Source organism: Haloglomus salinum (assembly GCF_024298825.1).
In the GTDB taxonomy this organism is placed as follows: Archaea; Halobacteriota; Halobacteria; order Halobacteriales; family Haloarculaceae; genus Haloglomus; species Haloglomus salinum.
In genome coordinates, this window is record NZ_CP101153.1 from 3,319,057 (window position 1) to 3,344,131 (window position 25,075).

Annotated in this window: 23 protein-coding genes; 10 read left to right on the plus strand and 13 right to left on the minus strand. The window is 68.5% G+C overall.

The genetic code is table 11. The features are described from left to right. Positions 1–76: 76 nt before the first annotated feature. The 3 genes from NL115_RS16195 to NL115_RS16205 are packed head-to-tail and all read left to right on the plus strand — an operon-like array spanning position 77 to position 3,609. Entirely contained in the window at positions 77–1,273 is a 1,197-nt protein-coding gene (locus NL115_RS16195) for a thiolase domain-containing protein (RefSeq protein ID WP_254830365.1), read from the plus strand. Further along, positions 1,270–2,703, plus strand: a complete 1,434-nt coding sequence (locus NL115_RS16200; protein WP_254830366.1) for a zinc ribbon domain-containing protein — start codon at positions 1,270–1,272, stop codon at positions 2,701–2,703. Before NL115_RS16195 ends, NL115_RS16200 begins: the two co-directional genes overlap by 4 nt. Before the next feature lie 57 nt (positions 2,704–2,760). Continuing rightward, positions 2,761–3,609 (plus strand): hypothetical protein, encoded by an 849-nt coding sequence (locus NL115_RS16205; protein ID WP_254830367.1) that lies wholly within the window; start codon positions 2,761–2,763, stop codon positions 3,607–3,609. Positions 3,610–3,757: 148 nt separating this feature from the next. On the opposite strand, the gene NL115_RS16210 is transcribed toward NL115_RS16205, so the two are convergent. Then, the gene (locus NL115_RS16210; protein WP_254830368.1) at positions 3,758–4,675 is read right to left on the minus strand and encodes a DNA-3-methyladenine glycosylase family protein; all 918 of its coding nucleotides are present in this window, start codon (positions 4,673–4,675) and stop codon (positions 3,758–3,760) included. 88 nt (positions 4,676–4,763) lie between these two features. Between NL115_RS16210 and NL115_RS16215 the strand changes: the two genes are divergently transcribed. Further along, entirely contained in the window at positions 4,764–5,264 is a 501-nt protein-coding gene (locus tag NL115_RS16215; protein WP_254830369.1) for a DUF555 domain-containing protein, read from the plus strand. A gap of 100 nt (positions 5,265–5,364) precedes the next feature. Here the strand turns inward: NL115_RS16215 and NL115_RS16220 are convergent, their stop codons facing one another. After that, positions 5,365–5,601, minus strand: a complete 237-nt coding sequence (locus NL115_RS16220; RefSeq protein WP_254821974.1) for a UPF0058 family protein — start codon at positions 5,599–5,601, stop codon at positions 5,365–5,367. A gap of 245 nt (positions 5,602–5,846) precedes the next feature. Between NL115_RS16220 and NL115_RS16225 the strand changes: the two genes are divergently transcribed. After that, on the plus strand, positions 5,847–6,251 hold the full coding sequence (locus tag NL115_RS16225; protein ID WP_254830370.1) for a translation initiation factor IF-2 subunit beta: 405 nt from the start codon (positions 5,847–5,849) through the stop codon (positions 6,249–6,251). Between the two features lie 109 nt (positions 6,252–6,360). Here NL115_RS16225 and NL115_RS16230 read toward each other — a convergent pair whose 3' ends face one another. From NL115_RS16230 to NL115_RS16245, 4 genes are all read right to left on the minus strand, one after another. After that, entirely contained in the window at positions 6,361–6,537 is a 177-nt protein-coding gene (locus NL115_RS16230; protein ID WP_254830371.1) for a DUF7836 family putative zinc-binding protein, read from the minus strand. Positions 6,538–6,670: 133 nt separating this feature from the next. After that, positions 6,671–7,639: a transcription initiation factor IIB gene (locus NL115_RS16235; RefSeq protein ID WP_254830372.1), complete on the minus strand. Its 969-nt coding sequence runs from the start codon at positions 7,637–7,639 to the stop codon at positions 6,671–6,673. Positions 7,640–7,889: 250 nt separating this feature from the next. Further along, positions 7,890–10,691, minus strand: a complete 2,802-nt coding sequence (locus NL115_RS16240) for a DUF7282 domain-containing protein (protein ID WP_254830373.1) — start codon at positions 10,689–10,691, stop codon at positions 7,890–7,892. Between the two features lie 142 nt (positions 10,692–10,833). Next, the gene (locus NL115_RS16245; protein ID WP_254830374.1) at positions 10,834–11,118 is read right to left on the minus strand and encodes a DUF357 domain-containing protein; all 285 of its coding nucleotides are present in this window, start codon (positions 11,116–11,118) and stop codon (positions 10,834–10,836) included. 420 nt (positions 11,119–11,538) lie between these two features. Here NL115_RS16245 and NL115_RS16250 point away from each other — a divergent pair, with 420 nt between their 5' ends. Beyond that, the gene (locus tag NL115_RS16250; protein WP_254830375.1) at positions 11,539–12,891 is read left to right on the plus strand and encodes a ribonuclease J; all 1,353 of its coding nucleotides are present in this window, start codon (positions 11,539–11,541) and stop codon (positions 12,889–12,891) included. Between the two features lie 12 nt (positions 12,892–12,903). Here the strand turns inward: NL115_RS16250 and NL115_RS16255 are convergent, their stop codons facing one another. Both NL115_RS16255 and tnpA read right to left on the minus strand, forming a co-directional pair. Continuing rightward, positions 12,904–14,076, minus strand: a complete 1,173-nt coding sequence (locus NL115_RS16255; RefSeq protein WP_350355324.1) for an RNA-guided endonuclease InsQ/TnpB family protein — start codon at positions 14,074–14,076, stop codon at positions 12,904–12,906. Between the two features lie 2 nt (positions 14,077–14,078). Next, complete coding sequence (gene tnpA / locus NL115_RS16260; protein WP_254830377.1) at positions 14,079–14,468, minus strand: IS200/IS605 family transposase; 390 nt, start codon at positions 14,466–14,468, stop codon at positions 14,079–14,081. Positions 14,469–14,753: 285 nt separating this feature from the next. Here tnpA and NL115_RS16265 point away from each other — a divergent pair, with 285 nt between their 5' ends. Both NL115_RS16265 and idsA3 read left to right on the plus strand, forming a co-directional pair. Next, on the plus strand, positions 14,754–14,990 hold the full coding sequence (locus NL115_RS16265) for a hypothetical protein (RefSeq protein ID WP_254830378.1): 237 nt from the start codon (positions 14,754–14,756) through the stop codon (positions 14,988–14,990). 131 nt (positions 14,991–15,121) lie between these two features. Beyond that, positions 15,122–16,174: a geranylfarnesyl diphosphate synthase gene (gene idsA3, locus NL115_RS16270; RefSeq protein ID WP_254830379.1), complete on the plus strand. Its 1,053-nt coding sequence runs from the start codon at positions 15,122–15,124 to the stop codon at positions 16,172–16,174. 13 nt (positions 16,175–16,187) lie between these two features. On the opposite strand, the gene NL115_RS16275 is transcribed toward idsA3, so the two are convergent. Then, complete coding sequence (locus tag NL115_RS16275) at positions 16,188–18,623, minus strand: PAS domain S-box protein (protein WP_254830380.1); 2,436 nt, start codon at positions 18,621–18,623, stop codon at positions 16,188–16,190. Between the two features lie 262 nt (positions 18,624–18,885). On the opposite strand from NL115_RS16275, the gene NL115_RS16280 reads away from it, so the two are divergent. Beyond that, a complete protein-coding gene (locus tag NL115_RS16280; RefSeq protein ID WP_254830381.1) occupies positions 18,886–19,461 on the plus strand; it encodes a GNAT family N-acetyltransferase in 576 nt (191 codons plus the stop codon). Between the two features lie 243 nt (positions 19,462–19,704). Here NL115_RS16280 and aroC read toward each other — a convergent pair whose 3' ends face one another. Both aroC and NL115_RS16290 read right to left on the minus strand, forming a co-directional pair. Then, positions 19,705–20,949, minus strand: coding sequence for a chorismate synthase (gene aroC, locus NL115_RS16285; RefSeq protein ID WP_254830382.1), 1,245 nt, complete (start codon positions 20,947–20,949; stop codon positions 19,705–19,707). A 502-nt stretch (positions 20,950–21,451) separates the two neighbouring features. Continuing rightward, entirely contained in the window at positions 21,452–22,594 is a 1,143-nt protein-coding gene (locus NL115_RS16290; RefSeq protein WP_254830383.1) for a mannose-1-phosphate guanylyltransferase, read from the minus strand. Between the two features lie 122 nt (positions 22,595–22,716). On the opposite strand from NL115_RS16290, the gene NL115_RS16295 reads away from it, so the two are divergent. Continuing rightward, positions 22,717–23,535 carry a hypothetical protein gene (locus NL115_RS16295; RefSeq protein ID WP_254830384.1) on the plus strand — a complete coding sequence of 273 codons (819 nt, stop codon included), beginning with the start codon at positions 22,717–22,719 and terminating at the stop codon, positions 23,533–23,535. Here the strand turns inward: NL115_RS16295 and NL115_RS16300 are convergent, their stop codons facing one another. Further along, the gene (locus tag NL115_RS16300; protein ID WP_254830385.1) at positions 23,536–23,967 is read right to left on the minus strand and encodes a universal stress protein; all 432 of its coding nucleotides are present in this window, start codon (positions 23,965–23,967) and stop codon (positions 23,536–23,538) included. It abuts the gene before it with no gap. A gap of 57 nt (positions 23,968–24,024) precedes the next feature. Continuing rightward, complete coding sequence (locus NL115_RS16305; protein ID WP_254830386.1) at positions 24,025–24,996, minus strand: aminopeptidase; 972 nt, start codon at positions 24,994–24,996, stop codon at positions 24,025–24,027. Positions 24,997–25,075: the final 79 nt, after the last annotated feature.

Consider the following 25,075-nt stretch of genomic DNA (forward strand, 5'->3'; position numbering starts at 1 on the left):
TTCGTCCTCGTCAACCGTCCACTGCCGGCGGATTCATCCCCACACGCTTAGGACGGGGGGCGCCGTTCGCCTCCCCATGCGCGATGCCTACGTCGTCGGGGCCGGGCAGTCCGACTTCGGCGCCTTCCCCGACGAGTCGTACCGGTCGCTGTTCGCTACCGCCTTCGAACACGCCCTCGACGGGACCGCCGTCGAACCGAACGATGTCGACGAGGCCGTCATCGGCACGCTCGGGGTCGGTGGGCGCCAGCTCGGTCTTTCAGGCCCGGCTGTCACCGAGCACGTGGGACTGCACGGCGTCCCGACCACGCGTGTCGAGAACGCCTGCGCGGCCTCGGGCTACGCCGTCCGCCAGGGCGTGCAGGCGATCCGGTCGGGGATGGCCGACCTCGTTCTCGCGGGCGGCGTCGAGGTGATGACGGACGTCTCCTCGGACGCCGTCCGCTACTGGCTCGGGGTCAGCGGCGAGACCGAGTGGGAGCGCCTGTCGGGCACCACGTTCGCGGGCGTCTACGCCCAGATGGCCTCGGCGCATATGCGCGAGTACGGGACCACCGTCGACCAGCTCTCGCACGTCGCCGTCAAGAACCACGCGAACGGCGCGAAGAACCCGCACGCACAGCTCGGCTTCGAGTGCTCGCTCGAGGACGCCTCCTCGGCGCCGACCGTCGCCGACCCGCTGACGCTGTACCACTGCTGTCCCACGACCGACGGCGCGGCCGCGGTGTTGCTCGCCAGCGAGGACGCCGTCGACCGGTTCACCGATGCGCGGGTCCGGGTAGCCGGCGTCGGCGCGGGCTCGGACCGTGTGGGCCTGTTCCAGCGCGACACGTACTCGGGCGTGCCCGCCTCGCGCCGTGCAGCCGAGACGGCATACGAGCGGGCCGGTGCCGGCCCGGACGACCTCGACTTCGCGGAGGTCCACGACTGCTTCGCCATCGCGGAGCTGATGGCCTACGAGGACATCGGCCTCTGCGAGCCCGGGGAGGCCGGCCCGTACATCGCGAGCGGCGCGACCCGTCCGGACGGCGAGACGCCCGTGAACACCTCGGGCGGCCTGAAGTCGAAGGGTCACCCCATCGGGGCGACCGGAGCCGGGCAGGTGGTCGAGGCGTTCGACCAGCTCACCGGTGGGGCCGGGGACCGACAGCTCGACGCCCCCGAGGTGGGGCTCACCCACAACGTCGGCGGCTCCGGCGGCGCGGCCGTGGTCCACCTGCTCGAACGCGAGCACGACTGGGACGACGTGGAGGATGGGGAGGTGACGGCATGAGCGACCTCGCCATCACGGGTGTCGGCGCGTACGCGCCGCGGCTCCGCATCGACGCCGACGCGTTCGCCGAGGCTTGGGGCCGGTTCGAGGCGTCCGGCGTCGAACGGAAGGCCGTCCCCGAGGCCGACGAGGACACGCTCACGATGGCTGCCGCGGCTGCCGACCGTGCGCTCGAGGCTGCCGGCGTCGACGGCGCGGCCCTGTCGGCGCTCTCGTTCGCGACCACGACTCCGCCGCTCGCCGAGGAGGAACTGGTCGTCCGGCTGGGGTCGATGCTCGGTACCCCGGAGACGGCGACGCACCACCAGTTCACGGCGAGTACCCGCGCCGGGGCCCGGGCACTGGCTGCGGCGTTCGACGCCGAGCGAGCGCCCGCACTCGTCGTTGCCGCGGACTGCCCGCGGGCGGATCCGCCCGACGAGCGCGAGCACGCCGCTGGCGCGGGCGCTGCCGCGTTCGTACTGGCGCCCGGCGACGGCGCGCGCGTGGTCGCACACGGCGAGTCCGTCACGACGCGTCCGGGCGAACGCTTCCGCGAGTCCGGGGACGACCGCGTGCAGGGCCTCGGCGTGACCAGTTACGACCGTGCGGCGTTCCACGACGCGCTCGCCGGCGCGGCCGCTGATGCCGGTCTCGACGACCCCGACGTGTCGGCCGCCGCGGTGCAGGCGCCCGACGGGAAGCGGCCGTATCGTACGACGGGGCCCCTGGGCGTCGACAGCGAGGCCATCCAGGTCTGCGCGACGGTCCACGACCTCGGTGACACCGGGGCCGCGAGCGTCCCGCTGTCCCTGGCACGGGCGCTGGCGGACGGCCACGACCGGGTCCTCGCGGCCGCGTACGGGAGCGGCGCCGGCGCGGACGTGTTCCTCCTGGAGGCCGACGAGCCGGTGTCGACTGCCCTCCATACCGACGGCGAGGTCGACATCTCCTACGCCGAGTATCTCCGCCGGCGTGGGGACCTCGACGGGCAGGAGCCGGCTGGCGGCGGCGCCTACGTCTCCGTGCCGACCTGGGAGCGCTCTATCGCTCAGCGCCATCGACTCGTCGCCGGTCGATGTCCGGAGTGTAGCGCACTCGCCTTCCCGCCGGAAGGGGCCTGTACGGACTGCGGCGCGCTCGTCGAGTACGAGTCCGTCACGCTTCCCGGGCGGGGAACCGTCGAGGCGGTCACACGTATCGGCCGCGGCGGCGCTCCCCCGGAGTTCGCCACACAGCAGGTCCGGAGCGGCGCCTTCGGGGTCGCTATCGTCTCCTTCGACGGCCCCGACGGCGGGACCGTCAGCGCCCCCGCGCAGGTGACCGACCACGACACCGACGTGGACGATGACCTCTCCGTCGGCGACCGGGTCGAGGCCGTCGTGCGGCGGGTCTACACGCAGGAGGGCGTCACCCGCTACGGGTTCAAGGTGCGACCGGCGGAGGACTGAATCCGCGGCAGCCAGACGGCACGAGGACTTATCCTCGCGGCGGCGGGACCGGACCACGTGCGAGACCTCCCGACGGTCCCGTCGCTCGGGGATGCGCCACCGGACCACCTGCAGGGCCACGTCTGGGTCCACGAGTGGCTGGACGGGGTCGCTATCCGGTTCAGCGTCGCGCCCGCCGGCTACCTCCAGTTCGGCGGGCCGGAGCGTGTCTTCGACGAGGTGCCGCCCGAACTCGGGTACGCCGGCCGATTCGTGGAGCGGGCGTTCGACCTCGGTGGGTTCCTCGACACGGTCGACGAGCCGGCACGCTACACCTTCGTCGGCGTGGCGACCCATCATCGGAGCGTCGACTACGACTGGGACCGCCTCCCGCCCGTGCTGGGGACGGCCATCTGGGATGAGGCGGAGGAACGGTGGCTCCCGCCGGACCGCGTCCAGCAGGTCTTCGACCGCCTCGGGCCGCCGCCGGTCACCGTCGTCGAGCGTGAACGGTCCGTCGCCCAGCGACCGCTCGCCCGATACGACCTGCCGGCATCCGCGTGGTACGACGGGCCCGCGGCGGGCGTGACATTCGTCGACAAACGCGGTCATCGAGCGCGGTCGGTGGACCCAGACCTGCCGGACGAGCCGCCGACGGTCCACGTCGATACCGGCGATGCGTCGGTCCTTGCCGACCGGTTCGTCACGGACGACCTGATGGCGACACGGGCAGCAGCGCTCCGCGACGGGGACGAGCCGGTCGCGTTCGACCCGCTGTTCGAGGCCGTCCTCGACCGTGTCACCCGAGGGAACCACGGAGCGCTGTTCCGGGGTGTCACCGACACGGGCGCGATCGACCTCGACTGGGGGCGGTTTCGAGGAGGGGTCGCCGAGCAGGCGCGCCGCTGGCTGGAGGCGAACGGCTGACAGTTGTACCGGGATGGCTGACAGGCGACGCCTCCGTTGCCGCGAACACGGTGTCGGCGCCGCACCGCTCGTGTCACCGTGCCTTCGCTGGTCAGGTCACGGGTCGACTGGTGCGGACTGGTATTTGAAGTTCAGGCCGCCCGACCGGCTACTCGCCGCCGGTCCGCAGGAACTGGAACACGTACGTCTGCGCGTAGCCGGCGTACTCGCCACCGAAGCGCTCCCGGATGGCCCGTGAAGTATCGGCGTAGTTGCCCTTCCCACACTCGGGGTAGTACTCCTCGATGGCCGTGCGGATCCACGTGTCCAGCGGGACGGCCTCGAGGAAATCAAGCGAGAAGAGGAGGACACAGTCCGCGACCTTGTCCCCGACGCCGACGAACTGGGTGAGGTAGTCGCGGGCGTCCTCGTACTCCATCTCTCGGGCGTCGTCGGGATGGGCCTGTCCCTCGGCGACCATCTCGGCCGTCCGCTGGACGTACGGCGCGCGGTAGCCCAGCGACAGGTCCCGGAGGTCGGCCTCCGTGGCGGCCGCGAGCTGCTCCGGTGTCGGGAAGACGTGGTAGGTGTCGCCATCGAATTCGACGGTGTCCCCGTACGCCCTCGCGAGGCGGCCCTGCATCCCGTGGATGCGCGAGACCCGCATCTGTGCCGAGCAGATGAACGATACCAGGCACGCGAACGACGGGTCCTCGACCAGCCGCATCCCGCCGTACCGCTCGTAGGCCCGCCGGAGCAGCGGGAGTTCCGGCGTGGCCTCGACGATGGCGTCGAGGTCGTCGTCCAGCCGGAGGAGCCGCGTCAGATGCTCGGGCGCGTGTGGGGTCGAGGCCTCCCACTCGAGTGTCTTCTCACCGAGCCGGCACCGGAGCACCTCGGGTTCGCTCGTCTCCGTCTCGGTCGCCGGCAGGACGGTGTGGTACCAGGCGTTCCCGCCCCAGGCGACCGCGTCGTCGAACATCCCGCCGTCGGGGCGGTCCCAGACGTAGGTCTGCCCGCTCTCGAGCGTCGACTGGAGGTCGAACCCCCCGACGAACTCGGTGACGGGAACGCGGCCAGCGTGCATACCTCGGCTCGGTCCGGGACCGGCATCCGGCTTGCGTTTCCGGCCCGGGCAAACTTCTTGATGCCAGCGTGCGAATCATTGACTGGGTATGGATTGTCGCGTTGTCGTGGAGGCGGCGGTACCCGTCTACGACGTGGGGAGCGCCGACGAGGCGGTGCGCATCGCCATCTCGAAGACGGGAGAGATGCTCAACCCGGACCTCAACTACGTCGAGATCGACATGGGTGACCGGTCGTGCCCACACTGCGGCGACCACCTCGAACCCGCGTTCATCGCTGCCGACGAGGGGCTGGTGGCGCTGGAACTGGAGATGACGGTGTTCAACGTCGAACGGGACGAACACGCCGCCCGCATCGCCCGCAAGGAGATCGGGCAGCGACTGGAGAACATCCCGCTGGAGGTGCTGGAGGTCGAGACCATCGAGTCGGACGAGGACGATGCCCAGGATGGTGGGACGAGCGAAGAGAGCGCTGCTGACACAGGAGACGACGGCTCGGCTATCGAGGACGAGCTGGACCTCGATGTCGGGCTGGACGACGACGATGACGACGATATCCTCCCGGAGTTCGAGGAACTGGTCGAGGAGTGAGCCCCGGGAGTCGAGGAGTGAGGCTGTGGCGGAACTCGCGCGCGCACCGGGCAGCGCTGCCGCTGATAGATGTGATGGATCAGATAACGCGCGGTCGCGTTCAGTCGGCGGCGGCGGAGACCGGTTCCGCGACCTCCTCGGTCATTTCCTCGGTGATACCATCGGCAAGAGCGAAGACGGCGGCCTTGTGGTCGGTCTTCGACTTGTGGATGGATGTCGGGCGCACACCGAGATTCTCGTAGTCGGTGGCTGCGACATCGTCACCTGTGCGCTGTTCGTAGTGGTTGCGTACCTCTGCAAGCAGGCCGTGGAGATGGATGAGTTCCTGCTTCTTCATGCTCACCCGCGCTTTACCACTGGATGGTTATAGTATTATCCTGAGTGACGTTAACATGGTGTGTCGTTTCGGGGTCGCTACTCCCCGACAACGGCCGAATCGTCGTGACAACTACCCACGTGCTTGGGGGCAACTACTGCCGGTGGTCGGCTCCCCTCCGGGATATCGGCGGGCGGGGCGTGCCGGTGCGCACCGCGACGACGGCCAACGTGAAACCTTTGACCACCCGGCAAGTAGCTCGTGGTATGAGCTACGATGATCATCTCGACCGTGCGCTGGATGAGACGCCCGACATCGAGGGGAGCGGGGACCGGTTCCAGGTGCCCGAGGTCGAGGTCCGCCAGGAGGGGAACGTCACGGTGTTCGAGAACTTCCAGGCGACGATCGACCAGCTCGGCCGCGAGGCGGACCACGTCATGAAGTTCGTCCAGAACGAGCTGGGGACCAGCGCCTCCATCGACGAGCGGGGGCGACTCCGGCTCACCGGCGACTTCCGGCAGGCCCGCGTTCAGGACGCCATCGAGGAGTACGCCGAGGCGTACGTCCGCTGTCCGGAGTGTGGTCTCCCTGACACCAACATCGTCCGCGAGGGGGGCGCCGAACTGCTCCAGTGTGACGCCTGCGGCGCCCGGTCCTCGACCGGAAGCTGACTATCTGGGCGTTACGCTGGATGTGCTGTTCGCTTGACGATTATATCTGGAATAATAGGGATAAATTCTGGGTCTGTTGGCGTATCAAGTCGCTTCGTTCTGCCCTGGTTCAGAACTGCTTCATCGTCTTCAGGTCGTGTTCGGTTCGGGCGAACTCGGAGAGACGTCGTGTCGCGTGACAGGCCGGACAGTGGAACGTGTTCGAGACCTCGGGGAGGTCGGAGGGGGCGGACTCCCAGTTCTTGCCACATTCCGGACAGAGCAATCGTGCGTACGTCTCTTCCATACCGTCGCCGAACGAGCAGGGGACGCAAAAACGTTGTCACCGGTACGGTTCGCTGTCACTGGTCGGTCTCGACAACTACTGAACAGAAATCGTTGCCGCGGGTGTTCGCCCGCGGCCCGCACCCATCAGGGAATCAGGCCGTGATGACCTCGGCGGCCTCGAGCAGCTCCTTGTACCGGTTCCGGATGGTGACCTCGGAGATGCTGGCGACCTCGCTGACCTCGCTCTGCGTGACCTTCTCGTTGCAGAGCAGGGCCGCGGCGTACACCGCGGCGGCGGCGAGGCCGACGGGCGACTTGCCCGAGAGGAGGCCGGCCTCGCGGCCGTCCTCGACGAGGTCGCGGGCGCGGCGCTCGACCTCGTCGCTGAGGTCGAGGTCGCTGGCGAACCGGGGGATGTAGCTCTCCGGGTCCGCCGGGGCGATCTCCAGGTTCAGCTCCCGGACGATGTACCGGTAGGTGCGAGTGAGCTCCATGCGGTCGACTCGCGAGACCACGCTGATCTCGTCGAGCGAGCGCGGGACGCCGGCCTGTCGCGCCGCCGCGTAGACGGACGCGGTGGCGACGCCCTCGATGGAGCGGCCGGGGAGCAGGTTCTCGTCGAGCGCGCGGCGGTAGATGACCGAGGCGGTCTCGCGGACGTTCTCGGGGAGACCCAGCGCACTGGACATCCGGTCGATCTCGCCGAGGGCCTGCTTGAGGTTGCGCTCCTTGGAGTCGCGGGTGCGGAAGCGCTCGTTCCAGGTGCGGAGGCGCTGCATCTTCTGGCGCTGGCGCGAGGACAGGCTGTTGCCGTAGGCGTCCTTGTCCTGCCAGCCGATGTTGGTCGAGAGCCCCTTGTCGTGCATCATCTTCGTCGTCGGGGCACCGACGCGGCTCTTGTTGTCGCGCTCTGCGGAGTCGAACGCGCGCCACTCCGGCCCGCGGTCGATGCTGTCCTCCTCGACGACGAGGCCGCAGTCGCTGCAGACGACCTCCCCGTGCTCCGTGTCTGTCTCGAGCCGGCCGCTGCACTCGGGGCACGTGGTCGCCTCCTCGGTCTCCTGCGTGCGCTCGGCCTCGCTGGTGTGCTCCTGTGTTCGGAGTGTCGTGGTGTCGCTCATGATGGGTGCGAGAGACGCCCCTGCCGGGCCGGGAAAGCCAAAGAATACCGGCGGGACGACTCCTTACCCACAGTAAGGTCGAAAACTACTTAAAACTTTCGCTGTCGTGTGGGTCGTTAACACGATTGTGGCGGCTCGTAACGCCCGAATTCGTCCATTCCCTCTCTAGACGGTACATCCGCTCCGAGCAGTAGTAGTATAAAACAATGTCGGAAATCGGTACTTGAATCTACCGGAGGGAACCGGTAGCTCAGTCGCGTCGGGCGAGCAGTGCCGCGCCCAGCAGTGCGAGGACTGCGACGACCGCGCCGAAGCCGGGCTGACCACCGGACTCGGTGGAGTCGGGCGTGGAGTCGCTCCCGCCGTCGCTACCCATCCCAGTGTCGGTCGCCGTCGCGCCGTCGGCCAGCGTGACCTGCGCGTCCGCGAGGACGATGTCGCCCCCGGCAGTCACGTAGGGCGCGTCGGCGCCGCCCTCACTGGAGACGAAGTCGTACGCCTCGTTGCCGTTGGTGTCGCGGTGCGGCATCGCGACGAACGTCCCCGACTCCTCGACGGGGTCGTCCAGCGAGACCTCGACATCCTCGCTCGTGCCGGCCTCGAGGTAGTCCGAGCTGCCCCGGACGCTGTCGAAGGTGGCGCCCTCGAGGAGACTCGCGTCGTGGATTGTCACGAAGCCGCCCTGCGACATCGAGACGGAGGCGACAGTCAGCGAGTCGCCCGCTGTCTCCTGGGCCTCGAAGGTGACCGAGGCCGAGCGCACCGTCAGGCTGGCCGGGTCGAGGACGATGTCCCCGCCACTCGTCGTGTAGGGGCCGTCGGCCTCACCCTCGGACGTGACGAAGTCGTACGTCTCGTCGTCGTCGGTGTCCGTGTGCGGCATCGCGATGATGCTGCCCGACTCCGAGTACGGCTCGTCCAGGGTGACGCTGATGTTCTCGTGCGAGCCGGCCTCCAGGTAGCTGGAGGTCCCCCGCACGGACTCGAGCGCGGCGCCGTCGAGCAGGGCCCCGTCGTGGATCGTCACGAAGCCACCCTGCGAGAGGGTCGCGCTCGCCACGTTCACGGAGTCGGCCTGCCCGTTCGCGGTCTGGTTGTTCAGCGTGACCGTCGCGGTGCCGCCGTCCATCCCCATGTCGGAGACGTTGACCATGGCGGGCGCCACGACGATATCCTTCGCCACGTAGGGGCCGTCGGCGGCGCCCTCACTGGTGACGAAGTCGTACTGCTGGTTGTCGTTCGTGTCGTAGTGCGGCATCGCGATGAGCGTGGTCGACTCCTCGAGACTGTCGAGGGAGACGCTCACGTTCTCGTGCGTGCCGGGCCCGAGGTACTCGGAGGTACCCCGGACGCTGTCGAAGACTGCGCCCTCGAGGAGGCTCGCGTCGTGGATGGTGACGAAGCCGCCGTCGTGGAGCGTCGCGGACTGCACCGTGACGTTCGCGTTCGAGGTGGTCTGTGTCTCGAAGGTGACCTGCGCGTTGACGGTCGCCTTCGCCGTGTCGATGACGAGGTTGCCCTCGTTGGTCGTCACGGGGCCGTCGTCGTTCCCGCCGCTGGTGACGAAGTCGTACGACTCGTCACCGTCGGTCTCGCGGTGGGCCATCGGGATGACCGTGGTGGACTGGCGGAGCGGGTCGTCGAGCGTGATGGTGACGTTGTCGTAGTAGCCGGCCTCGAGGAACTCCGAGGAGCCCCGGACGCTGCCGGTCACGGCGCCCGCGTTGAGCGAGGCGTCGTGGATGGTGACGTAGCCGTCCTCGGAGAGGTCGACGTGCTCGACGACGACCGTCGTGCCGTCGGAGGGCTGGTCCGGCGCGTGGAAGTTGGCCGCGATGTCCAGCGTCGCCTGGTCGATGACCGCGCCGTTGTCGTCCGTGTACGGGCCGTCGTTGTTCCCGTCGCTACGGAGGAAGTCGTAGCGCTCGTTGTCGTTCGTGTCCTTGTGGGCCATCGGGACGACGGTCGCGTTGTCGTCCGTGAACGGCTCGTCCAGCACGATGTGGACGTTCTCGTGGTAGCCCGGACCCAGGTAGTGCGAGGTACCCCGGACGCTACCGAACGCGTCGTCCGAGACGTTCGCGTCGTGCGCGGTGACGAAGCCGCCCTCGGGGAGGAAGACCGCATCGACCGTCACGAGGTTCCCGCCACTGACCTCGTCGGCCATCGTGACGTTCGCGGTGTCGGTCAGTTCGGCCTGCCCGGAGTCGAGGACGATGTTCCCGTCCGTGTCCGTGTAGGGACCGTCGTCCTCGCCGTTGCTCGTGACGAAGTCGTACGACCCGTCGTCGTCCGTGTCACGGTGCGGCATCGGGATGACCGTGTCGTCGTTCTCCAGCGGCTCGTCGAGCGTGACGCGGACGTCCTCGTGGACGCCGGCGCCCAGCTTCGGGCTCACGCCGCGGACGCTCTCGAAGGTCGCCCCATCCTGGAGCGACGAGTCGTGGATGGCGAGGAAGCCGCCGTTGGCCATCTCGGTCCGGTCGACGAACACGTGTGCGCCGTCGGTCGGCTGGTCGGAGATCGAGACCGTCGCGGAGGCGGTGACCGTCCCCACGTCGACGACGATCTCACCGTCGGCCGTGTACGGGCCGTCGACCTCGGCGTTCCCCGAGACGAACTCGTAGACACGGTCGCCGTCGGTGTCCTTGTGGGGCATCGCGACGAGCGTGGTGGTGTTCTCGATGGGGTCGTCCAGCCGAACGGTGACGTTCGTGTGGTTGCCCGGCGAGAGGTACTTCGAACTCCCGCGGACGCTGGAGAGGACCTTCGCGCCGCCCTCGTTGACCGAGGCGTCGTGGATGGTCACGAACCCGCCGTCGGGAACGTAGACCTGCTGGACCGTGACGGTGGTGCCGCCACTGGTCTGGTTGTCGAGCGTCGCGCTCGCGACGTGCGAGAGCGCCGCCGAATCGGTCGCCGCTGTCGATACCGCCGATGTGTCGTCCGACCCCGCGTCGGTCGATGTCGCGCCGACTGCCCCGACACCCATCGTCATCCCGGAGAGGACGAGTGCAGCGGCGATCAGCAGCACGGATATCCGTCGATGCATACACCTGTACGTCACGGAGCCACTGTAAAGCGATATTCCGACTTTCAGCCCCCCTCGCCCCACACTCTTACCCAATTTCGTACCCGGTTGCCGACCCACGCGACGGTCGGGCCCGCCCTCACGCTACCCGGTGGTCCGGGAGTCAGACCGTGAACAGGTGCCCCTCGTCGGGCACGTCGAACAGCCCGATGCGGGCGCCCGCGTCGAGCCACGCGTGGCCGTAGGAGAACGCCGCCAGCGCGTTCACGGGGTCGTCGCCCTCACGGAAGTGGCGCCCGTCCTCGAGATACGAGCGGGCCATCTCCTCGTACTCCGCGGCGGCGTCGGCGAGCGGCGTCCCGGCCGGCGGGACGGCCTCGGCGGCGTCGAGGGCCTCGGCCAGCAGTCGCTCGTAGCGGTCGGTCTTCTCGGCGAGGTCGGCTGACATACCTCGGAGGGGGGCGGCGAATCGCCTAAGCGTGTCGGCACGAGCGAGGAGCGGCCGTCCGACCCTGGTTCGTTGCGTCACCGGTTCGTTGCTTCACCAGTCGAACCCCCGAACTTATACGCCTGCGCTGCAGAGTTGCAGGCAACCGAGCATCGGTCGCCCCGGGAACGCGTACGGGGGGCGACCGGCAGCGTCGTCGGGACGGTCCGGGATGGCTCCAGCCGGGGCCGACCGGGGCCCGCCCGACGACCCGCCGACGGTCGGCACGCCCCGGCCACGGCTCCGCTTGGAGCCGCTGGACCGGCCTCCGGGTCCGCGTTCGGGCCCTGCGGTCGCGGGACGTCCGCCCGTCGTCGGCCGCGCAGCCAAGCGCTCTCGCCGGTCCCCCCGTCGTCCGGGGCGGCCACTCGGCATAGAACAATGGAAATCGAAATCGCGACAATCGGCGGCTACGAGGAGGTCGGCCGGCAGATGACTGCCGTGCGGGCCGGCGACGACGTCGTCGTCTTCGACATGGGGCTGAACCTGTCGAAGGTTCTCATCCACGACAACGTCGAGACCGAGCGGATGCACAGCCTGGACCTCATCGATATGGGGGCTATCCCGGACGACCGGGTCATGAGCGACATCGAGGGCGACGTGCAGGCCATCGTGCCCACGCACGGCCACCTCGACCACATCGGCGCTATCTCCAAGCTCGCCCACCGGTACGACGCGCCCATCGTGGCGACGCCGTTCACCATCGAGCTGGTCAAACAGCAGATACAGAGCGAGGAGAAGTTCGGCGTCAAGAACGACCTCATCAAGATGGACGCCGGGGAGACGATGTCCATCGGCGATTCGGGCAACGTCGACCTGGAGTTCGTCAACGTGACCCACTCCATCATCGACGCCATCAACCCCGTCGTCCACACGCCCGAGGGCGCCGTGGTCTACGGGCTGGACAAGCGGATGGACCACACGCCGGTCATCGGCGACCCCATCGACATGGAGCGGTTCCGCGAGATCGGCCGCGAGGGCGAGGGCGTCCTCGCGTACATCGAGGACTGCACCAACGCGGGCAAGAAGGGCCGCACGCCCTCCGAGTCCGTCGCCCGGCGCCACCTGAAGGACGTGATGACCTCCATCGAGGACTACGACGGCGGCATCGTCGCCACCACGTTCTCCTCGCACGTCGCGCGTGTCAAGAGCCTCGTCGAGTTCGCCCGCGACATCGGGCGCCAGCCGGTCCTGCTGGGCCGGTCGATGGAGAAGTACTCCGGCACCGCCGAGCGTCTCGGCTTCGTCGACTTCCTCGACGACGTCGGGATGTACGGCCACCGCAAGTCCGTGGACCGCACGTTCAAGCGGATCATGAACGAGGGGAAGGAGAAGTACCTCCCCGTCGTCACGGGTCACCAGGGCGAGCCCCGCGCGATGCTCACCCGGATGGGCCGCGGCGAGACGCCCTACGAACTGGACCAGGGCGACAAGGTCATCTTCTCGGCCCGGGTCATCCCGGAGCCGACCAACGAGGGCCAGCGCTACCAGTCCGAGCAGCTTCTCCGGATGCAGGGCGCCCGCATCTACGACGATATCCACGTCTCTGGGCACCTGAACCAGGAGGGCCACTACGCGATGCTGGACGCGCTCCAGCCCCAGAACGTCATCCCGGCCCACCAGAACATGAAGGGCTTCGCGCCGTACGCGGACCTGTGCAAGTCCGAGGGCTACAAGCTGGGTCGTGACCTCCACGTCACGTCCAACGGCAACACCATCCAGCTGACCGAGTGACTTCTCCCACGACTAACGTCGTGGGCTTCCCTCACTGAGGGTTAGGCCCACGTCGCTTGGGGAGTTCGCAGGTTCCATCTCACCGTTAGTTCCTTCGAGTACGACCTGCGTTTCGGGCTGAGCCACAACAGCCCCCGCCGAGGATAGCGGGCTCTGTATGTCCTTACCCACGGCTCGTTGGCCGATGTTTGACGCTCCATTCTTGTCCGCGTTGTCGTCCACTCCACAGTCCTGACACTCGACCCGACCCTGCACCTCACGACTCGTGTTCTGCGACCCACACCGCCAGCACGTCACGGACGTGTCGTACTCTGGCACCGGAACGCACTCTCGCCCGTCGAGGTGGGCTTTGTACGTGAGGATGTTCGTCATCTTCGCATACGGCATCTTGTGGGTCTTGTCGTTCACGTACCGTCCCTTGTCGTTGTCGAAGCGCAACCCGGTCATATCACCGAACACGATGATGGCGTTGCGTTCCCGAGCGCGAGCGACGAGTTCGTTCGCCACTTGGTGCAGTTCGTGTTCGACCGTTCTGGATTCCTTGTCCCCGAGGCGTTCGATGACCTGCGCTCCAGAACGCATCTTCGCCTTCCCGATGGACTTGCGGAGTTGCTTGTAGTGCTCACGGACGCGACGGACTTCTGCGCCGTGGAACTGCGTGTCACGGTCGGAGAGGAACGTGCTGACGGCGATCCACTTTGCACCCATATCGACGGCGAGAACGTCGTCGTACTCGTCTGCGACGGCCACAGACCGTTTGCAGACGAGGTGGACGTACCACTCGCCGTCTCGACGGACGAGTTCCGAGTCACATATGGACTCGTCGGTGAACAGGTGCGTGTCCTTCTCGGGGACGCTGACAGGAACCCAGATGCTATCCCCGCGTTCTTTCTCGGGGTTGTAGACGGGGAGTTTGAACCACCACGACGAGAGAACGGTGTCCTCGTCGTGTTCGATGGTGATGCAGTCGTTGCGGAGGATGACGGGCTGTTCGGTGTCCGCTCGTGCGTTCTTGTTCGACCGGACGTTCCCCGCCTGTTGCTTGGTGGCGGAGTAGAGGTTCGCGTCGTCGTCACCGTGAACGGCGTCCTGGAACGCCCCGTACTCGCGTTCGATGAGTCGGGCTTTCCGCTCGGTGAGCGAGTGGAGTTTGACCCGGACCGTGGTAGTGACTTCTCGACGCATCGTTATCGCCCGGTCTGTGATTCGATGTACTCCTCGATGGTCTGACTCGACACCTCGCCCGCGCTGGAGACGAAGTACGAGCGCGTCCACAGCGAGGGGAGGCCGAAATCGAACTCCTCACGGAGGTTTCGCGAGGTGTAACCCTTGACCTGCTGGATGATCTTGTTCGGGGCGAGTTTCGGACTGCCCGTGATGAACAGGTGTACGTGGTCGGGCTGGATTGCCAGTCGGAGGATGTCGAGGTCGAGCTCGTCGGCCTTCTCCCGGATGAGTTGTTCGAGGCGGTCGGCAACCTCGTCGGTCAGCACCGGCTTGCGGTATTTCGGGCACCACACGAAGTGGTAGTGGAGGTTGTGAACCGACGTTCGCTCTCGACTATACCCCCGTGGCATACCGTTAGATAAACGCCCATCTACATTAGGTGTTGTACTTTCATCAACCCTCGGTCGGCTATCGAGGGGAGATGGTGTCGTGTGTGGTCGGATTCACCCCACGACTGAAGTCGTGGGCTTTCTCCTCAAATCTGTGTAACGCGGCCCGGGACTCCCTCCGCGCCACGCGACCGTTCTTCGGACCCCCGTGGTCCGACGCTCTACCACCTAGCTGTGCGTCTAGCCGTCGTTCTGGACCCGTTAATCGCCCCGTACTTTTTATGCCTGAGGTTCGTTGTGGTATGCATGAGCACACCCCCCCGCTCACGCCGCGGCGCGACCGGGCCGGCGCGCCCGGGCGCCATCGGGCCAGCCATCAAACTCGCCCTCGGTGCGGTCTTCGTCGCCACACTGGCGTACGTCGGGACCCTCGTCGCCGGCGCGGCTGCCGGCGCTGCCGTCCCGTTCGCCCCGCTGCTCGCGGGGCTCGGTCTGCTCGTGTTCTTCGTCGTCGTGTACGCGTTCGCTCCCGGCCCACTGTAACCCCTTGCCCAGCCCGGTTTCCCGCGCTCCCGTGGCCCGTTCCAGCCCTGCGGCCGCCGCCGGTTCGGTCACGGCGCCACGATAGCGTCGTGACCCGCGGGGCTTTTGGGTGTCGGCGCTGAGCGACCACCATGACCGACCCGGACGCAGGCGGCGGCGACGTGGATGTGGACCGGGCCATCCGCGACCGCCGCGAGCTGGTCAACGACGCCATCGTCGAGCGACTCCCCGTGACGGAGCCCGAACGGCTCTACGAGGCGTCGCGCTATCTCCTCGACGCCGGCGGGAAGCGGCTCCGACCCACGATGCTGCTTCTCGTCGCCGAGGCCGTCACCGGTACCGAGCCGATGGCCGAGGACTACGAGGCCTTCCCGGACGTGGGGGGCGAGCCCGTGGACGTGATGAGCGCCGCCGTCTCCATCGAGGTCATCCAGTCGTTCACGCTCATCCACGACGATATCATGGACGACGACGACCTCCGGCGCGGGGTGCCCGCCGTTCACCGGGAGTTCGACCTCGAGACGGCTATCCTCGCCGGCGACACGCTCTACTCGAAGGCGTTCGAGTACATGCTCCGGACCGGCGCGCCACCCGAGCGCTCCGTGGAGGCGCTCGACCGGCTCGCCACGACCTGCACGGAGATCTGCGAGGGGCAGGCGTTCGACGTGGAGTTCGAGGGCCGCGAGGACGTGGACACGGACGAGTACCTGGAGATGGTCGAGCTGAAGACCGCCGTGCTGTACGCCGCAGCGGCCGCGATTCCGGCGGTCCTGCTCGGAGCCGATGAGGAGACGGTCGAGTCGCTTGCTGGCTACGGACTCGACGTCGGCCGCGCGTTCCAGATCCAGGACGACCTGCTCGACCTGACCACGCCATCCGAGCAGCTGGGCAAGCAGCGCGGCTCGGACCTCGTCGAGGGCAAGCGCACACTCGTCACCCTCCACGCACGCGAGCAGGGTGTCGACGTGGAGAACCTCCTCCCGGACGACGAGGACGAGGTGACCGAGGCCCAGGTCGACGAGGCCGTCGCGACGCTGGAGGCCGCCGGCTCCATCCAGTACGCCCGCGAGACCGCACAGGACCTCGTCGCCTCCGGGAAGGCGAACCTCGCACCCCTCCCCGAGGGCGAGCCGAAGGCCCTGCTGGCCGTCATCGCCGATTATCTGGTCGAACGGGAGTACTAGACACCGGTTCTGGTCACGTACCGTCGGTCGGCGTGTCGCCGTGCTCCCGGTAGCCACTGTCCGGAGCGGTGTCGTGTTCCCCGGCGTCCGGGAGCGTGAAGGTGAACGTGGTACCCTCGCCCAGGGTGGAGTCGACGGTTATCTCGCCGCCGTGGTGCTGGACGATCTTCCGGCAGAGCGCGAGGCCGACACCTGACCCGCCACTGGCGCCGACCGACGTGAACAGGTCGAAGATGTGTTCCTGTCGCTGTTGCGGGATTCCCGGTCCGGTGTCGGCCACTGCGAAGCGCCACCTCCCGCCTGCCTGTTCCACCCCGATGTCCACCGTGACGTGCCCCTCGCTGTGTGCGACAGCGTTGCTCAGGAGGTTCTGGAACAGTTTGGTCAGTTGCGTCCGGTTCGCCCGGACCGTCGGGAGCGCCTCGACGGTCACCTCGGCGTCCGCTTCCTCGATGGCGAGCATCTCCCGTACCTCCGCCAGCACCGCGGTGCAGTCGACCGGCTCGTGGGCCGACTCGTCGAGGTCGACCCGCGAGAACTCGAGGATCTCGTCGATCATCCGCTGCATCCGGTCGGCGCCGTCGACGGCGAACTGGATGAACTCGTCGGCATCCTCGTCCAGTTCCCCGCCGTATCGCCGCTCGAGCAGGTTCAGGTAGCTCGATATCATCCGCAGGGGCTCCTTCATGTCGTGGGAGACGGCGTAGGCGAACTGTTCGAGCTCCGCGTTCGACCGCTCGAGTTCCTCGACGAGTTCACTCAGCTCTTCACGACGCTCCTCGAGTTCCTGCTGTCGTTCCTTCTGCTCGGTGATGTCGCGGATGACCGCCGTGAAGAGGTGGTCTCCGTCGACCCTGGTCTCGCCGAAGGAGAGGCCAAGCTGCACCTCGTGGCCATCACGGTGTTCACCGGGGACCTCGATCCAGTCCCAGTCGAGGTGCCGAGTTCCGTCCGTCTGGTACCGGTCGAGTGCCTGGAGGTGGTCCGGGGCGAGCCGGTCGGGGATGATTCGCGTCAGCGAGGTCCCGACCAGCGTCTCCGGCTCGTAACCGAAGATCTCCTCGACGGTGTCGTTCGCGAAGCGGACCGTGCTGTCGGCGTCGATGGTGATGACGGCCACCGAGGAGTTCTTCGTCAGTGCCTCGAACCGGTTCCCGGTCCGTTCGAGCTCCTGGTTCGCCGCCTCGAGTTGCGCGATGGTCTCCTCGAGTTCCACCCGGGTCTCCTCGAGCTCCCGTTCGCGCCGTTTGAGCGTCGTGATATCGCGTCCAGCTGTGATGATCCGCTCCACCTGGTCCCGCCGGTCGGCCATCGGTACCGAGCTGACCGAGAGCCACTCCCGGGAACCATCGGGACGCTCGACGGCGAGTTCACGGTCCATGACCGGTTCGCCCGTGGCGATGACACGCTCCGTCGGGAACTCCCCGGGGTCGAGCGGCTCCCCAGCCGCGTCGCGGATGGCGGCCGTCGCGCCTCCGGTATCGTCGCGGCCGTCGATACCGAGCGTGTCGAGGAGCTCCGTCGCACGGTCGTTCGCCCGGAGGCGGTCCCCCTCGGGTGAGTGAACCGCCACGGCGACGGGCACCGCGTCGAGGATGCGCTCGGTCAGGTGGTGTTGTTCGCGGAGCTGTCGCTCGCGCTCGCGCTGTTCGGTGAGGTCACGGGTGAACTTCGCGAAGCCCCGAACCGCCCCGTCGTCGTCACGGAGTGCCCTGATGACGACGCTCGCCCAGAACTGCGACCCGTCCTTCCTGACCTGCCAGCCCTCGTCCGTGACGCGCCCGTGGGTCCGGGCCTCCGCGAGCAGGTTCGTGGGTCTGTTGCGCTCGGTGGCCGCCTCGGGGTAGAACGTGGAGACGTGGGCGCCGAGGATCTCCTCCCGGCGGTAGCCGTTCAGGTTGTGGGCTCCCCGGTTCCAGGATGTCACGTACCCTTCCGGGTCGAGCAGGAATATCGCGTGGTCCCTTATGCCGTCGACGAGGGCCCGGAACTCGTCGGCCTCGGCGGTGGTGAGTGCCTGCGTCGCGTTGCGTCGCTGCAGGACCCTCTCGACCGTGTCCACGAGCTGCTGGAGCGACCCGTCGCGCTCCTTGGAGATGTACTCGGTCACGCCCGCAGAGAGTGCATCGCTGGCCACGGCCTCGCTCCCGTCGGCCGTGTGGACGACGAAGGGGAGGTCTGGCCGGTCCTCCTGGAGCGACTCGTAGAGGCCGAGCCCGGTCCCGTCCGGGAGCGTCGCCTCGCTGACGATGCACTCGACCGGCTGGCGTTCGAGGTGCTCCCTGGCGGCACGGGCGGTGTCGACGGTCTCCACCGTGGGGATGTCGGCCTCCTCGAGCGCTGATACGGTCCGGCTCGTGGTCGGGTCGTTCGGATCGACCACCAGGACGACCGAGGGGGTATCGGCCTCCTCCGTCGGGTGGCTGTCCAGCGGATGGGGGTCCAGCATGCGTGTTCGGAACTCGACGGCGATACCTGCGCGTTCACGGATAGGTAGCGCCCACTCACGGATAAATAATCCCCAACGGTTACCGAGAGCAACATATCTGTCGGTGGATGTCCGCGTGGAACGGGGATTCCGACGGCGCCCCGACGCTCCGATGCCCTGACGCTCTGACATCCCCCATGCTCTCTGCCCCCAGTACCCACCTCTACGGCCCCTACGACACCCCGCCGGCCAGAGTTATGGCCTGGCCCCTCTAGCGGCGACCATGCCCTTCCTCACGGGCGACACGGTCGACCTGGAACCGCTCGACCCGGACGATGACGACCACGTCGCCGTCTACCGGGCGTCGCGCAATCACCCCGCGATGCGCGTGACTGGTGCGTACGAGTCCGGCCTGACGAGCGGCGAGGCTCGCGAGCGCATCCGGGAGCGGCGGTCCGACGACCGCGGTGGTGCCCTCTGTGCTATCCGGGCGGAGGGCGAGCCGGTGGGATGGGCCGGCGTGACGCTCACCGACGACCGTGCACGCGTCGCGGAGGTCGACTACTACGTCCTGCCCGCGGGGCAGGGCAAGGGGTACGCGACCGACGCCGTCCGGACGCTCGTCGGGTACGCGTTCCGGGACCTGAACGCCCACTCCGTCCTCGCCCGCCTCCGGGCCGACAACGACCCCAGCCGCCGGGTGGTCGGGAAGGTCGGTTTCACCCGCGAGGGCCGCCGGCGGGAGGCGTACTACCGGGAGGGCAACTACCACGATATCGACATCTACGGGCTGTTGCGCTCGGAGTGGCAGGCCCACGGGGCATCCGGGGAGTCCGCCGAAGGCGGCGTCGACGGGTAGCACGCCGGGGGTGTAGAACAGGTCCGGCTCCGGACGTACGACGATGTGTCGTGCACGGCGCTCCGACACACCGAGTTCCGGACCGGCGGCCGGCGCTTCCGGTTCGGCGACGGCGACTTCCGCGTCACCGTCGAGAGCAACCCCGGGTCGGCCGAGGAGTCGGACGTGAGGACGACCGGGAGGACGGCCGACGGGGCGGCCACCGGATTCCGGTCCCGACCGAGGGACCGACGGAGTAACGCCTCAGTCGTCGTCGCGGTCGACGGGCGTCGCCGCGGTGTCGGCGTCGTCGGGGTCGTTCTGCGGTGACGACGGGTGGTAGTCGGTCTCGTACTCGCCGGGGCTGTTGTCGACGCGGTCGGGGGTGATGCGGCCGCCGAGCAGCATGTAGTCGAGCACGGTGCAGTGGAGCATCGCCTCGACGACGGGCACCGCGCGCGGCGGGAGCGACGGGTCGTGGCGGCCGACCACCTGCACCTGCTTGTGCTCCTCGGTCTCCCAGTCGTAGGTGGTCTGCTCCTTCGGGATACTCGTCGGGGCGTGCCAGGTCACCTCGCCGTAGATGGGCTCGCCCGTCGTGATACCGCCCTGCAGGCCGCCGTGGTCGTTGCCCACGGGGACGGGGTCGCCCTCCTCCGCGACGACCGTGTCGGCGTCGGGGGCATCCTCCTCACCCATCCGGGTCCAGTCCTCGTTGCGGTCGATGCCCCGGACCGAGCGGGCCTCGCGCCCGAGGCCGAACTCGAACGCCGTGGTCGCGGGAATCGCCATCATCGCCTGACCGAGGCGCGCGGGGAACGCGTCGAACCGCGGGGCACCCAGGCCGCGAGGCACGCCGCGGGCCTCGAAGTAGATGGAGCCGCCGATGGAGTCACCCTCCTCCTGGTAGCGGTCGATGGCGTCGCGCATCTCCTCGGCCGTCTCCGGGTCCGCACAGCGGACCTCGTTCTCCTCGGTGTGTTCGAGCATCTCCTCGAAGCTGACCTCGGGCGCCTCGATGTCGCCGATCTGGTTGACGTGGGCCTTGATCTGCACGTCGTGGTCGCTTGCCGCGAGGACGGCCTTCGCGACCGCGCCCGCGGCCACCCAGTTCACCGTCTCCCGGGCCGAGGAGCGCCCGCCGCCGCCCCAGTTCCGGGTGCCGAACTTCGCGGAGTAGGTGTAGTCGCCGTGCGAGGGACGTGGCGCCGTCACGAACGGCTCGTACTTGCCCGAGCGCGCGTCCTTGTTCTGGATGACCATCCCGATGGGCGTGCCCGTGGTGTAGCCGTCCTGCACGCCGGACTTGATGGACACCTCGTCCGGTTCGCCCCGCGATGTCGTTATCATCGACTGCCCGGGCTTGCGCCGGTCGAGCTCGCGCTGGACCGTCTCCTCGTCGATGGGGACGCCCGCCGGACACCCCGACACCGTACAGCCCATCGCCTCGCCGTGGCTCTCGCCGAACGTCGTGAACCGGAAGAGCCGACCGAACTCGTTGCCGTTCATTGCGATAGTGTGCGAGGTGGTGGCATTTAGGTGGTGCGTTCCGGGCAGGGCTGTCGGACGCGCCGGCGCCGAGCGGCCGCAGGCCCCAGGCCGCGTTCGGTGAGGTCCTGTAACGGCAGATTATCTGAGAGGGGCGGATACAATTCTATTGTATCCGTAATATACATCAAATATCCTCAATTTATCTCTAATGCGACCGGTATGTCGAGATAGACGGTCCGGCACGGCGGCCTGCACGGGCAGGTCGGTTCGGCGCCCCGGGAGTGGTGCCCGCTACGGCCGGTGACTTCGCCGCCGGAGACAGGCACCTCGGCGTTCGGAGAACGGGTATGCACAGCATTCCGCGCTACTTGCTGGGGTCCTCGGAGATGCCGTGGTACGTTCGGGGGGTCTCGCCCTTCTGGTCGCCACCGCGGTCGGGACGGTCGTGCTGTGGCAGTTCCCTGGGGCGCTCACTCTGCCGTTCTGATTGTGGCTTCCGACGCCGCCAGCCGGGGCGCTCTCACTCGGGATACTCCCCCCGCTCCCGGAGCGCGGCCACGACCGCCCGTACCCGGTCGGCCCGCCGTTCCGGCACGACGAGCGTCCGACCGTCGTAGGTCGCGACTACGAGGTCGTCGACATCGACGACCGTGACGTGTGCCTCCGGTCCGGCCGCCAGCGTGCAGCCCGCGCTGTCGATGGCCACCGACCGGCCCTCCCCGGCGACGACGTTCCCGTCGGCGTCCCGTTCGAGCAACGAGTCCAGCGCGTCCCACGTTCCGAGGTCGTCCCAGTCGAAGTCGGCGGGGACGACGAACACCCTGTGAGCGCCCCCTGTCTCCTCGCTCTCGTCTCCGGCGCCGCCGTGCCGCTCCAGCACGGCGTGGTCGATGCTCACGTCCTCGATACCCTCGTAGCCGGCCTCGGGGACACCGTCGTCGCACGCCTCGACCAGCGGCGCGAGTGGCGAGGCCCGCGCGGCAGCGAGCAAGGCCTCGGGTGTCCACGCGAACGTGCCGGCGTTCCAGAGATAGCCCGCCTGCCGGTAGCGCGCGGCCGCGCCGGCATCGGGCTTCTCGTAGAACGTCTCGACGGTGTGGTAGTGGGCGCCATCTCCCCCGCCACCGTCGTGCGTCCGTTCCTCGCCCGGTTTCAGGTAGCCGTAGCCCGTCGCGGCGCTGTCGGGGTCGATACCGAGCAGGACGAGCCCACCCGTCTCGACGGCGACGCCAGCCGCCCGCTCCATCGTCGCGGCGAACCCGTCGCCGACGTGGTGGTCGCTGGGAAGACAGCACAGCACGCAGTCGCCGACGGCCTCCCGAACGCGGTGGGCGGCGTAGACGAGCGCGGGGCCCGTGTCGCGCGCCGCCGGTTCCACGAGGACAGTCGCCTCGCTGTCGAGGTCGGCCACCGCCTCGCGGGCTCGCTCGGCCGTCGCCGGCGATGCGAGGACGAACGTCCGGTCGGCGAAGGCGGCGCGCTCGACGGTACGTGCGAGCAGCGAGCGGCTGGTGCCGAAGTCGAGGAACTGCTTCTCGCGCCCCGGCCGACTCGCCGGATACAGTCTGGTTCCCGTCCCGCCGGCCATCACGAGCGCGACCGTCGGTCGCCCTCGCTCAATCCCGCCGTCGGTTTCGGCGGTGGGTTCGGTGTCCGTCTGCATACGTCGTCCGACGGCAGCACCCGGCAAAAGCACACGTGTCGCCGCCTGCCGTCCACGGCGGCGCTCGCGTGGACACCGGCCGGCCAACAAGGCTTATCAGCCGACGCTACCCGTCCCCGACCGTGCCCTCGACCGATACTGCCGGACTCACCTACCGGCTGGTCCTCGCGCTCTATCTCGCCACTGGTGCCGCTGCCACCGTGGTGGCGGCGCTGGTCGCTGACGAGGCGACTGCCGGCCTCGTCGCCGTCGGCGCCGTGGGCACCTGGCTCGGGGGGACGGTCCTCGCCGCGGCAGCGCTCGGCTGGGTCGGAGTTCCCCGGTGGCTCCATCCCCGGCCGCTCTACGCGGCCGGCCGGTCGTGGCTCCCGGCGCTGGGCGGCCTCGTACTCGCCAGTACCGGAGTCGGTGTGGTCGTGAGTGGTCGAGGCGCAGGGGCGGCGGCAACCCTGCTCCTCGGCGGTGCGGCCGTCGCGACGCTGGGCTGGGTGGTACGGGCGATGGCGAGAAATGCCGAGGCGAGGGCACGCCTCGACGGTTCCGAGGTGGTCGCGTGGCAGGCCCGCCCGGCGAAACGACGCCGGGTCGCGTGGTACACTGCCGGGGGACTGTTCGTGGCGGTCGTTCTCGGCGTGATGCTCTGGACCCGGGACTGGTCGTTCCTCGGTTCCCTCGGTGTCGGAATCGCGCTCGCCGCACAGGGCGCCAACCGGACGCAGTACTGGCTCGGTGACCGGACGCTGGTGTACGGCAACCCGCAGGTCCGCTACCTGCTCGTCGCCGGCGACGTGACGGGGGTCCGTCACACCGACGCGGCCATCAGCATCGAGCGGCGGGGATGGCGGCCGCCCCGGACGCTCGACCCGGCCGACCTCTCGGACCCACGGGCCGTCGTCGCGGCACTGGACCGACTCGCTGCGACGACCGACACAGGTGGGTAGTCAGTCGACACTCCTGACGATGTACACGTCGTAGGTCGCGCTCGAGACGACCGTATCACCGACACTGCTGACCGGGGAGACGACGCGCCCGGCGTTGTCGCTCCCGAGGACGACCACGTTCGCACCGAGGTCGTACGCCGTCCGACGGAGGCGCTTTGCCACATCACGATGGTGTGCATCGTCGAGCGTCTCGAGCCGGAACTCCACGTCCGGCGCGAGCTGCTCGGCCTCGGTGGCGAACTGCTCGGCCCACTCGCTCGGCTCGTAGTCGGGCTCTCGCGCCACCCAGCCCTGCTCCCTGGCGTACAGCGAATCGTCGGGGACGACGCTGACCGCGACGACCCGCTGGTCGAGTGCATCCCCCAGTTCGACCCCCCGACGGAGTGCGGCTCTGGACAGGTCGGAGCCATCGTACGCGACCATGACCGTCATACTCACGGCTTCGACGCGGGCACTGATAGTTCTCCGTGGTGAGCCCGACCCACCGGGTCAGACACCGTCTGGAAGCTCGATGACCTCGCCGTCCACCTCGACGGTCGGGTCGCGGATGATGCCGTCCTGGTGGATGGGTGCCTCCGTCTCGCCACCGATTCCGGAGTCGTCGCCGATGGCGATGTGGACGGTGCCGGCGGCCTTCTCGTCGAGCAGGACGCTCCCGACGAGTTCGGTAACGCCGGTGTTGGTCCCGATGCCCAGCTCCGCGAGGTTGTAGGCCGCGTCGCCGGCAGTTTCGGCTGCGCGCTCGAACTCCTCGCGCATCACCTCGTCGTCGATGCCCGTCACCTGCCCGTCCTCGACCTCGAAGGTGAGGGTCTGTCCCTCCTCGAGCAGGCCGTGCGGGTCCATCGTCCCGTCGACGACGAACCGGCCGTCGGCGGTCTCGGGCGCGATGAACACCTCGCCCGCCGGGAGGTTCGAGAAGGCACCATCCTCGGCGATGTCGCCCGTGTCGGCCAGCCACTCGCGGCTCCCGGGACGGAACGTGATGTCCGTCCCGAGGTCCGTCGTCACGCGGACCTCGTCGGCGTCGGCCACCTTCGCCAGCATCCGGTCGCACTCCGAGGCGATGGCCTCGTAGTCGGCAGCCAGCCCCGTCTCGAACACCTCGCGGGTGATGCCAGGGAGGGTCGCCCCGCGTGCGCCGGCATCGCACGCCTCCGTCCGCGCGTTCGTGTGACTGATACTCTTCGAGGTCGGTGCGAGGAAGGCATCACAGCCCGACATCGCCGTGGCCACGCCCGTGGTCGGCTCCTCGCCGTGCTGGCTTCCGACGGGGTAGGTGACCAGCGACACGTCGTCGGTCACCTCGCTGCCCGCGAGGTAGCACTCCTCGCCGATGACCGCCCGCTTCTCGTCGGTGACGACGACCAGCGACTCGCCCGGCTGCAGTTCGAGACACTGTCGGACGGCCGTCCGCGCCGCCGCCGCCATCGGTCCGCGCTCCGCGTCGGAATCGCTCATAGCCGGCATCCGGTCGGCGGCGGCATAGTGGTTCCCCACCGGCGGCGTACGGGTGACTGCGTCCGGACACTCCTCGGGG

Bases quoted from the DNA above. Each gene is read 5' to 3' on its own strand.
- NL115_RS16195 (WP_254830365.1), top strand. From the start codon at position 77: ATGCGCGATGCCTACGTCGTCGGGGCCGGGCAGTCCGACTTCGGCGCC.
- NL115_RS16200 (WP_254830366.1), top strand. From the start codon at position 1,270: ATGAGCGACCTCGCCATCACGGGTGTCGGCGCGTACGCGCCGCGGCTC.
- NL115_RS16210 (WP_254830368.1), bottom strand. From the start codon at position 4,675: ATGCACGCTGGCCGCGTTCCCGTCACCGAGTTCGTCGGGGGGTTCGAC.
- NL115_RS16215 (WP_254830369.1), top strand. From the start codon at position 4,764: ATGGATTGTCGCGTTGTCGTGGAGGCGGCGGTACCCGTCTACGACGTG.
- NL115_RS16220 (WP_254821974.1), bottom strand. From the start codon at position 5,601: ATGAAGAAGCAGGAACTCATCCATCTCCACGGCCTGCTTGCAGAGGTA.
- NL115_RS16225 (WP_254830370.1), top strand. From the start codon at position 5,847: ATGAGCTACGATGATCATCTCGACCGTGCGCTGGATGAGACGCCCGAC.
- NL115_RS16230 (WP_254830371.1), bottom strand. From the start codon at position 6,537: ATGGAAGAGACGTACGCACGATTGCTCTGTCCGGAATGTGGCAAGAAC.
- NL115_RS16235 (WP_254830372.1), bottom strand. From the start codon at position 7,639: ATGAGCGACACCACGACACTCCGAACACAGGAGCACACCAGCGAGGCC.
- NL115_RS16240 (WP_254830373.1), bottom strand. From the start codon at position 10,691: ATGCATCGACGGATATCCGTGCTGCTGATCGCCGCTGCACTCGTCCTC.
- NL115_RS16245 (WP_254830374.1), bottom strand. From the start codon at position 11,118: ATGTCAGCCGACCTCGCCGAGAAGACCGACCGCTACGAGCGACTGCTG.
- NL115_RS16250 (WP_254830375.1), top strand. From the start codon at position 11,539: ATGGAAATCGAAATCGCGACAATCGGCGGCTACGAGGAGGTCGGCCGG.
- NL115_RS16255 (WP_350355324.1), bottom strand. From the start codon at position 14,076: ATGCGTCGAGAAGTCACTACCACGGTCCGGGTCAAACTCCACTCGCTC.
- tnpA (WP_254830377.1), bottom strand. From the start codon at position 14,468: ATGCCACGGGGGTATAGTCGAGAGCGAACGTCGGTTCACAACCTCCAC.
- NL115_RS16265 (WP_254830378.1), top strand. From the start codon at position 14,754: ATGAGCACACCCCCCCGCTCACGCCGCGGCGCGACCGGGCCGGCGCGC.
- idsA3 (WP_254830379.1), top strand. From the start codon at position 15,122: ATGACCGACCCGGACGCAGGCGGCGGCGACGTGGATGTGGACCGGGCC.
- NL115_RS16275 (WP_254830380.1), bottom strand. From the start codon at position 18,623: ATGCTGGACCCCCATCCGCTGGACAGCCACCCGACGGAGGAGGCCGAT.
- NL115_RS16280 (WP_254830381.1), top strand. From the start codon at position 18,886: ATGCCCTTCCTCACGGGCGACACGGTCGACCTGGAACCGCTCGACCCG.
- aroC (WP_254830382.1), bottom strand. From the start codon at position 20,949: ATGAACGGCAACGAGTTCGGTCGGCTCTTCCGGTTCACGACGTTCGGC.
- NL115_RS16290 (WP_254830383.1), bottom strand. From the start codon at position 22,594: ATGCAGACGGACACCGAACCCACCGCCGAAACCGACGGCGGGATTGAG.
- NL115_RS16300 (WP_254830385.1), bottom strand. From the start codon at position 23,967: ATGACGGTCATGGTCGCGTACGATGGCTCCGACCTGTCCAGAGCCGCA.
- NL115_RS16305 (WP_254830386.1), bottom strand. From the start codon at position 24,996: ATGAGCGATTCCGACGCGGAGCGCGGACCGATGGCGGCGGCGGCGCGG.